The following is an 8,153-nucleotide window of genomic DNA, read 5'->3' as shown; positions in this document are numbered from 1 at the left end:
CCGGACCGGCCCAGCCCGTCGCCGCGGGCAGCCCGGCCGTGCCGCCGGCCGCCGCCCCCGCGGGCGCACCCCTGCTCGGCGCCGCCACCACGACCGCCGCCGCCCCCCGCCCCGTCTCGGTACCGCTGTCCCCGAACCCCGCCGGCACCATCCGCGACTACCTGGCCTCGCAGAGCGTCGCGATGGAAGCGCAGACCCCCGCCGGATTCACCGCGCTGAACATCGTGCTGCCGCGCCCCACCGGCTGGACCCAGGTTCCCGACCCCAATGTGCCCGACGCCTTCGCCGTCATCGCCGACCGCGTCGGCGGGGACGGCCTGTACACCAACAACGCCCAGGTCGTGGTCTACAAGCTGGTCGGCGCCTTCGACCATCGCGAGGCGATCCGGCACGGCTTCGTCGACAGCCAGCAACTGACCGCGTGGCGCGCCACGGGCGGTTCGATCGCCGAGGTCAACGGCGTGCCGACCTCGATCATCGAGGGCACCTACCGCGAGAACAACATGACCCTGAACACCTCTCGCCGCCATATCATCGCGACCTCGGGCACCGACCGGTACCTGGTCTCACTGTCGGTGACCACGGCGGAGTCACAGTCGGTGGCCGCCGCCGATGCGACCGACGCGATCGTCAACGGCTTCCGGGTCTCCGCACCCGCACCGGTGGCCCCGGCTCCGGCTCCGGTGGCCGCGCCGGCACCGGCCGCCGCCGCTCCCGCACCCGCCGCACCCGCCGCTGTCCCGGTGAGCGTCGGGCTCCCCGGCTGACATCTACGGCCGCTGAGTCCGTATCCTGAACGGCATGCTTGTCGCCGCCGTCCTGTGCCTGTTGGTGGCCGTCGCCACGACCGGTGCGGCGATCTGGTCGCTGAAGCAGCCCTATGCCGAGGATCCGGTGCGGCAGGTGTTGCGTGCGGTGGCCCCGACGCAGTTCGCCGCGGCCGCGATGCTGGCCGCCGGTGGTGCCGTCGCCTTCGCCGCCCCCGCCCAGATGGGGCTGGTCGTGTTGATCGTCTGCATCATCGGCGCCATCGGAACGGTGGCCGCGGGCTGTTGGCAGGGCGCCAAGATGGTGGCCCACAAGGAAGCTGTCCAGGCTGCCGCACGCGAGTCCGGCGGCGGAGGCTGCGCCGGTTCCTGCGCCTCGTGCACGCTCTCGTGCTAGTTGCGGCTCACGTCGATCGGGTGGGTCGCCAGCATCGCCAGCGGTAGCGGTTGACGCCGCAGCACCCGAGACCACAGATCGATCCGTGGTTCGGCCAACACGTCCGACGGCAGCGCGGACAACACGATCCAGTCGTCGCGCTCGATCTCGCCCTCGAGCTGCCCGAGCGTCCAGCCCGAGTACCCCGCGAAGATCCGCACGCCCTCGACCACCGGGGCGAGCGTCTCCGGGTCGGAATCCAGATCGACCATGCACACCCGGCCCTGCACGTGCCGCAACCCCGGCACCCCGGTGATGTCGACACCGACCCGCACGGTCGCCAGACACAACGCCGAATCCCGCTTCACCGGACCGCCGATGAACATCGTCTTCGGCTTGATCGCGAGCTTGGCCCATTGCGGCAACACGTTGTAGACGGCGGTCTCGCTCGGCCGGTTCAAGACGACACCGAGGGTGCCGCCCTCGTTGTGTTCGACGATGTAGATGACGGTGCGCCGGAACGTCGGCTCGAACAGGTCCGTCTCGGCCAGCAGCAACGTGCCCGCCCGCACCCGCGGTGCCGTTCCCGCCGCGTAGTCCTCCGGTTCGTCCTGCCCTGCCACCGGTCCATCATGTCACCAGCGACCCGCGCCGGGCGCCATTGCGCTCCGGCCCGCCGGGATATTTGTAGGGTGGATTCGGGTCCGAATCGCCGGCCCGGACAGGACCCCATCTGATGACTGACACCGGAACCCCCGGGGGCACATGGCAATCGGTGCGCCGACTGCCCGAGTTCCGGCGACTGCTCGAACTACGCGCGGTCAGCCAGTTCAGTGACGGGCTGTTCCAGGCCGGGCTGGCCGGCGCGCTGTTGTTCAATCCCGAGCGCGCGGTTGATCCGTGGGAGATCGCGATCGCGTTCGCCGTCCTGTACCTGCCCTACTCAGCCATGGGTCCGTTCGCCGGTGCGTTGTTGGATCGCTGGGATCGCCGCAAGGTGCTGATCGGTGCCAACGCGGGGCGTTTGGTGCTGATGCTCGCCGTCGGTGCCGCGCTGGCGGTCAGCGCGCACAACCTGGTGCTGTTGTTCGGCGCTCTGGTCGTCAACGGATTCACGCGCTTCGTATCCTCCGGATTGTCCGCGGCCCTGCCCCACGTTGTGCCTCGACAGCAGCTACTGACCATGAACTCGGTGGCCACCGGGACCTCCGCCGTGGCCACCTCGGCAGGCGCCGGCTTCATGCTGGTACTGCGCTGGCTGATCGGAGCCGACGATTTCGGTGGTGCCGTCGTGATCCTCCTGGCCGCGGCGGGGGTGGCGGTCGCGCTGGTGCTGTCGGTGCGGTTCTCCCCGCATGTGCTCGGTCCCGACGACAGCGCCCGCGGCGTGCACGGGTCGGTGGCGTATGTGGTCTCCACCGGATGGGTGCACGGCGTCCGGACGGCGGCCTCGGTGCGGTCGGTTGCCGCGACGCTGAGCGGGCTGGCCGCACACCGGATGGTGTTCGGCATCAACACGCTGCTGGTGCTGGTGATAGTCCGTCATCACGGCGACCAGGAGGTCGCCGGGCTGGGGTTGGGCACCGCGGCGCTGTTCGTGTTGATCACCGGCATCGGCATCTTCGGAGCCATCGTGTGTACGCCCGCCATCGTCGCGCGCTGGGGGAGATATCGGACCGCCAACGGCGCGCTGGTGGTGTCGGCCGTGGTGCAGTCCTGCGCGGCATGGCTACACATGCCGGTGATGATCGGCTGTGGCTTCGTGCTCGGCGCCGCCGGGCAGGTGGTCAAGCTGTGCGTCGACAACGCCATGCAGGTCGATGTCGACGATGCCCTGCGTGGCCACGTGTTCACGGTTCAGGATGCGGTGTTCTGGTTCGCTTTCGTCGCGGCCGTTGCGGGTGCGGCGGCGGTCATCCCAGTGGACGGCCGGTCGGTGCCGCTCGTGCTCGCCGGTTCGGTGCTGTATCTGGCTGGGCTGGCCGCACACGCCCGGCTCGGCCGGCCGGATTAGAGTTCTGCCATGGCCGGTGCCGGGCCCATGGTGGCTGATCTGCGGGCGGAGAGCGACGATCTTGATGCGTTGATCGCGGCGTTACCCGACGAGGGTTGGCGCGCGGTCACCCCGGCGCCCGGCTGGACCATCGCACATCAGATCGCACACCTGTGGTGGACGGATCGGGTGGCGCTGCTGTCGGCGACCGACGAGGCTGGTTTCACGCGGGTGCTCGGCGAGGCCGCCCAGGATCCGCTGGGCTTCGTCGACGCCGCCGCCGAGGAACTGGCGCCGACCCCTCCCGCCCAGCTGTTGGCGCAGTGGCGGGCCGACCGCGCCCGGTTGCATGACGCGCTGCTCACCGTCGACGAGGGCCGCAAGCTCCCGTGGTTCGGACCGCCGATGAGCGCGCCCTCGATGGCCACCGCCCGGCTGATGGAGACCTGGGCCCACGGCCTGGATGTCGCCGACGCGCTGGGGGTGCGCCGGCCCGCAACCGGTCGGCTGCGATCGATCGCCCACATCGGGGTGCGCACCCGGGATTTCGCGTTCACCGTGCACGGCCTGACCCCGCCGAGCGAACCGTTTCACGTGAAACTACATGCGCCCGATGGTGATTCATGGTCATGGGGACCCGAGAACGCCGCCCAGACGGTAACCGGGTCCGCCGAGGATTTCTGCATGCTGGTGACCCAGCGGCGCGCACCTCGCGATCTCGACGTGGTGGCCGTCGGCGCAGATGCCCAACACTGGCTGACCATCGCACAGGCCTTCGCCGGCCCGCCCGGCCAGGGCCGCTGACAGGTACCCTGACATCGGGCACGCAGGATGCCCGACGTCCGCTCGAAGAGGCTCAGCCTCCCTGCCGCAGTTGCCGATCGATGACCTCTTCTCGGCCCGGTTCGCGGACGACGGGCTTTTCGAGAGGAGGCCGTCATGGCCAGTTCCCTGCCCGAAAATCCATCCCTCGCGCGCCTGCGTGACCTCGCCCGGACACTGCAGCGCGGTGTCCTTGCCGCCGATCCGGACGCCGTCGAGCTCGTCAGGCATCACCACCCGAAACCCGATACCGCATTGTCCGGTCCCCGTTTCGCCTTACACGACGCCCAGCTGGTCACGGCCCGCCGGTACGGATTCAGCGGCTGGCCAACGCTGGTGCACCACATCGAGGACACCGCGGCACTGTGTGTGGACCCGTCCCGGGTGGAGGATGCCACGCTCGGCACCGCCGATCGATTCTGTGCCCTGGCCTGCCTGCGTTACGACGACAGCGACGCGCCGCCCCGGTGGGCGGCCGCCGCCGCGGTCCGCGGCGAGCATCCCGGGCTGACCGACGGGCACGTCTGGGCCGCCGCCGCAGCCGCCGATGTGCCGGCACTACGCAGGCTGCTTGGAGATGATCCGCGGTCGGCCTCGGCGATCGGCGGACCGTACGGCTGGCCACCGCTGCTGTACCTGGCCTACTCCCGGGTCCCGGGCAGCCACGACGGGGCCGTCGCCGCGGCGACCCTGCTGCTCGACGCCGGCGCCGATCCGGATGCCGGCTATCTGTGGCGCGGCATGGCGACACCGTTCACGGTGCTGACCGGGGTGTTCGGCGAGGGCGAGCAGGGTCCGCGCCGGCAGCCGCGGCACCCGCACGCCGGGGCGTTGGCCGCACTACTGTTGGGTCGCGGCGCGCACCCCGCCGATCAGCAGACGCTCTACAACCGGATGTTCACCCCGGATGACACACACCTGGACCTGCTGTTCGCGCACGGTCTGGCCGAGGCCGGCCCGAGTCCGTGGGAGCGGCGCCTCGGCGAGGCGATGGAGACCCGCGCCCAGATGTGGCAGCGCCAACTCGACTGGGCCGGCGAGCACGGTTTCACCGATCGGCTGGCCTTGCTGCAGCGGCACGGGATCGACACCTCCGGTGTGCGGACCACGACGCCGCGGATGCCCTCTGATCCGAACGAGATCGACGACGAGGGCGCCACCGCGCTGCATCACGCCGCATGGGCCGGCGACCTCGAGCTGATCGGTCGGCTGCTCGCCGCCGGCGCCGACCCGACGATCACCGATCGCCGGTTCGGGGCGACCCCACTGGGCTGGGCCGAGCATGCCTATCAGACCGAGGCGGCCGAGCTGCTCCGGCTCAACTCAGCTCGGTAGCCGAATCCGCGGTGCCGTCACCATCGGTATCGGTGAACCGGACATCCCAGCGGCCGTCGGCATCCCGGTCGGCATAAGCCTCGGCGCCGGCGAGCACCCGGTCGGCCACCCCGTCGGCGTCGGTATCGAGCAGTCGCTCCCCCGCCGTCCCGTCACCGTCGAAATCGACCATCGGACCGCCGACCGACTCGACACCGTCCAGGCCGAACCAACGCAGTTGCCCGGCCCGGTCGATGGCCACCGCCCAGGTGCCCGATCCGTCATCGGTGAAATACGCCGGCGCCGGGCCGTCGCGACCGTGCACCGCGTGATCGGCCAACCCGCTCCCGTCCAGATCGGCCAGGGCGTCGTCGGCGTGGCCGTCGACGTCGAGGTCGAGCGGGAAAGCGTCCAGCACACCGTCATCGTCGATATCGAGGGTCGGCTCGGCCGACCAGATGTCCGCGCCGCCGGCGCCGTCGGACAGGCAGTAATCCATACCTGTTCAGACGCATCAGGACGGCTGCGCGTTCCACCAATTTTTGAGTTCGGCGACGGCCTCGTCATGCTCGAGCGGCCCGCGCTCCAGCCGGAGGTCCTTGAGGAATTGCCACGCCTTGCCGACCTGCGGCCCGGCCGGGATTCCCAGGATCGCCATGATCTCGTTGCCGTCCAGATCGGGCCGGACCCGCTGCAGATCCTCCTTGGCGGCGATCTCGGCGATCCGGTTTTCCAGATCGTCGTAGTTGCCCCGCAGCCGTGCCGCACGACGCTTGTTGCGGGTCGTGCAGTCGGCGCGGACCAGCTTGTGCAGCCGCTCCAACAGTGGGCCGGCGTCGGTGACGTACCGGCGCACCGCCGAGTCGGTCCACCGACCGTCGCCGTATCCGTGGAATCGCAGGTGCAGGTACACCAGCTGCGAGACGTCATCGATCATCTGCTTGGAGTACTTGAGCGCGCGCATCCGCTTCCGCACCATCTTGGCGCCGACCACCTCGTGGTGGTGGAAGCTCACCCCGCCGTCGGCCTCGTGTTTACGGGTCGCCGGCTTGCCGATGTCGTGCAGCAGCGCCGCCCAGCGCAGCACCAGATCCGGGCCTTCGGGTTCGAGATCGATGGCCTGCTGCAGCACCGTCAGCGAATGCCAGTACACATCCTTGTGCTGATGGTGCTCGTCGATCGCCATCCGCATCTCGCCGACCTCGGGCAACACCACATCGCCCAGGCCGGTCTGCACCATCAGGTCGATCCCGGCGACCGGGTCGGCTCCCAGGATCAGCTTGTCCAACTCGGCGGCGACCCGCTCCACGGTGATCCGGCCCAGCTGCGGTGCCATCTCGATGAGCGCCTCGGTCACCCGCGGCGCCACCGCGAACCGCAGTTGCGACACGAAACGCGCCGCCCGCAACATCCGCAGCGGATCGTCACCGAAGGAGATCTGGGGTTCGGTCGGGGTGTCGAGCACCCGGTCGCGCAGCGCAGTCAGGCCACCCAGCGGGTCGAGGAACTCGGCGGGCCCGGACCCGGTGATCCGCACCGCCATCGCGTTGACGGTGAAATCCCGGCGCACCAGGTCATCTTCCAGCCGATCCCCGAAGCGCACCTCCGGATTGCGGGACACCTGGTCGTAGGTGTCGGCCCGGAACGTGGTGATCTCCAGGCGGTGCCCGTCCTTGCCGACGCCGAGCGTGCCGAATTCGATCCCGGTGTCCCACAGGGCGTCGGCCCATCCGCGCAACAGCTTCTGCATCTGCGCCGGCCGGGCATCGGTGGTGAAGTCCAGATCGGTGCCGAGGCGCCCCAGCAGGGCGTCCCGCACACTGCCGCCGACCAGGTAGAGCTCGTGACCAGCCGCGGCGAAGACCGCGCCCAGGTCGGAAAGCACCGAACCGTAACGGCTGAGCGCCACCCAAGCACCCGCCAGCAGTTCGGCGTCGGCGGCGTCGGGGGTCAGGTCGTACGGCACGTTCGGGAAGTCTAATGAGGTCCCGCCGGGGCTCCCAGCGCGGTAACGACCCGGCGTCAGCCCGGCCACGACCGGCGCGTGTGGCGATCAGGTAAACCCGCGGCAACTATTATCGCTTGGGTGTCGGACGGCGAGCAGGCCAAACCGCGACGGCGCCGAGGGCGCCGCCGCGGTCGCCGGGCTGCCGGTCCGCCCGCAGCCGACGCCCAGAACGGCACGTCGGCATCCGGTGACGCCACCACCTCCCCCGCCGCCGAGGGCGGCCAGCAGGCCAAGCCCGGCCAGAACCGCAAACCCCGCCAGGACCGCCGCAACCCCGACCGGTTGCGCACCGTGCACGAGACCTCGGCCGGCGGGCTGGTCATCGACGGGATCGACGGGCCCAAGGAAACTCAGGTCGCCGCGCTGATCGGCCGGGTGGACCGACGCGGCCGGATGCTGTGGTCGCTGCCCAAGGGACATATCGAGGTCGGTGAGACGGCCGAACAGACCGCTGTGCGCGAGGTCGCCGAGGAGACCGGCGTCCAGGGCAGCGTGCTCGCCGCACTCGGCAGCATCGACTACTGGTTCGTGACCGAGGGACGCCGTGTCCACAAGACCGTGCACCATTACCTGATGCGGTTTCTCGGCGGTGACCTCTCGGATGAGGACATGGAGGTCACCGAGGTGGCCTGGGTCCCGTTGCGTGATCTGCCTGCCCGGCTGGCCTACGCCGACGAGCGCCGGCTCGCCGTCGTCGCCGGTGAGCTGATCGACAAGCTGCACACCGACGGCCCCGGCGCGCTGCCGCCGCTACCGCACAGCTCGCCACGGCGACGCCCACAGACGCATTCGCACACCCGCAACCGTCGCCCGGAGGAGTCGCCGCCCCGGCGGGCGAATGGCTGCGGGCAAGGCCCGTGAAGTCGGCCGCGA

At 70.3% G+C, this 8,153-nt stretch carries 9 protein-coding genes; 6 read left to right on the top strand and 3 right to left on the bottom strand.

What is annotated here, in order from left to right; all coding sequences use genetic code 11:
• On the top strand, positions 1-767 hold a 767-nt coding region (locus tag ACLBYA_RS30515), incomplete at its 5' end, for an LpqN/LpqT family lipoprotein (protein ID WP_447713214.1).
• 34 nt (positions 768-801) lie between these two features.
• Positions 802-1,164, top strand: a complete 363-nt coding sequence (locus ACLBYA_RS30510) for a hypothetical protein (RefSeq protein ID WP_447713213.1) — start codon at positions 802-804, stop codon at positions 1,162-1,164.
• Here the strand turns inward: ACLBYA_RS30510 and ACLBYA_RS30505 are convergent.
• Positions 1,161-1,766 carry a YqgE/AlgH family protein gene (locus ACLBYA_RS30505; RefSeq protein ID WP_447713212.1) on the bottom strand — a complete coding sequence of 202 codons (606 nt, stop codon included), beginning with the start codon at positions 1,764-1,766 and terminating at the stop codon, positions 1,161-1,163. The genes ACLBYA_RS30510 and ACLBYA_RS30505 overlap by 4 nt on opposite strands.
• A gap of 113 nt (positions 1,767-1,879) precedes the next feature.
• Between ACLBYA_RS30505 and ACLBYA_RS30500 the strand changes: the two genes are divergently transcribed.
• From ACLBYA_RS30500 to ACLBYA_RS30490, 3 genes are all read left to right on the top strand, one after another.
• On the top strand, positions 1,880-3,157 hold the full coding sequence (locus ACLBYA_RS30500; protein WP_447713211.1) for an MFS transporter: 1,278 nt from the start codon (positions 1,880-1,882) through the stop codon (positions 3,155-3,157).
• Between the two features lie 9 nt (positions 3,158-3,166).
• A complete protein-coding gene (locus ACLBYA_RS30495) occupies positions 3,167-3,940 on the top strand; it encodes a TIGR03084 family metal-binding protein (protein ID WP_447713210.1) in 774 nt (257 codons plus the stop codon).
• A 135-nt stretch (positions 3,941-4,075) separates the two neighbouring features.
• Positions 4,076-5,293: an ankyrin repeat domain-containing protein gene (locus tag ACLBYA_RS30490; RefSeq protein WP_447713209.1), complete on the top strand. Its 1,218-nt coding sequence runs from the start codon at positions 4,076-4,078 to the stop codon at positions 5,291-5,293.
• Here ACLBYA_RS30490 and ACLBYA_RS30485 read toward each other — a convergent pair.
• The gene (locus ACLBYA_RS30485) at positions 5,277-5,771 is read right to left on the bottom strand and encodes a pullulanase (protein ID WP_447713208.1); all 495 of its coding nucleotides are present in this window, start codon (positions 5,769-5,771) and stop codon (positions 5,277-5,279) included. The two genes, ACLBYA_RS30490 and ACLBYA_RS30485, sit on opposite strands and share 17 nt — an antisense overlap.
• Positions 5,772-5,786: 15 nt before the next feature.
• Entirely contained in the window at positions 5,787-7,226 is a 1,440-nt protein-coding gene (locus ACLBYA_RS30480; RefSeq protein WP_447713218.1) for a CCA tRNA nucleotidyltransferase, read from the bottom strand.
• A 132-nt stretch (positions 7,227-7,358) separates the two neighbouring features.
• Between ACLBYA_RS30480 and ACLBYA_RS30475 the strand changes: the two genes are divergently transcribed.
• Positions 7,359-8,141: an NUDIX hydrolase gene (locus ACLBYA_RS30475; protein ID WP_447713207.1), complete on the top strand. Its 783-nt coding sequence runs from the start codon at positions 7,359-7,361 to the stop codon at positions 8,139-8,141.
• Positions 8,142-8,153: the final 12 nt, after the last annotated feature.

It is taken from the genome of Mycobacterium sp. C31M (assembly GCF_053345865.1).
The sequence above is the reverse complement of the archived record's forward strand: the minus strand, read 5'-3'. Positions and strand labels throughout refer to the sequence as shown.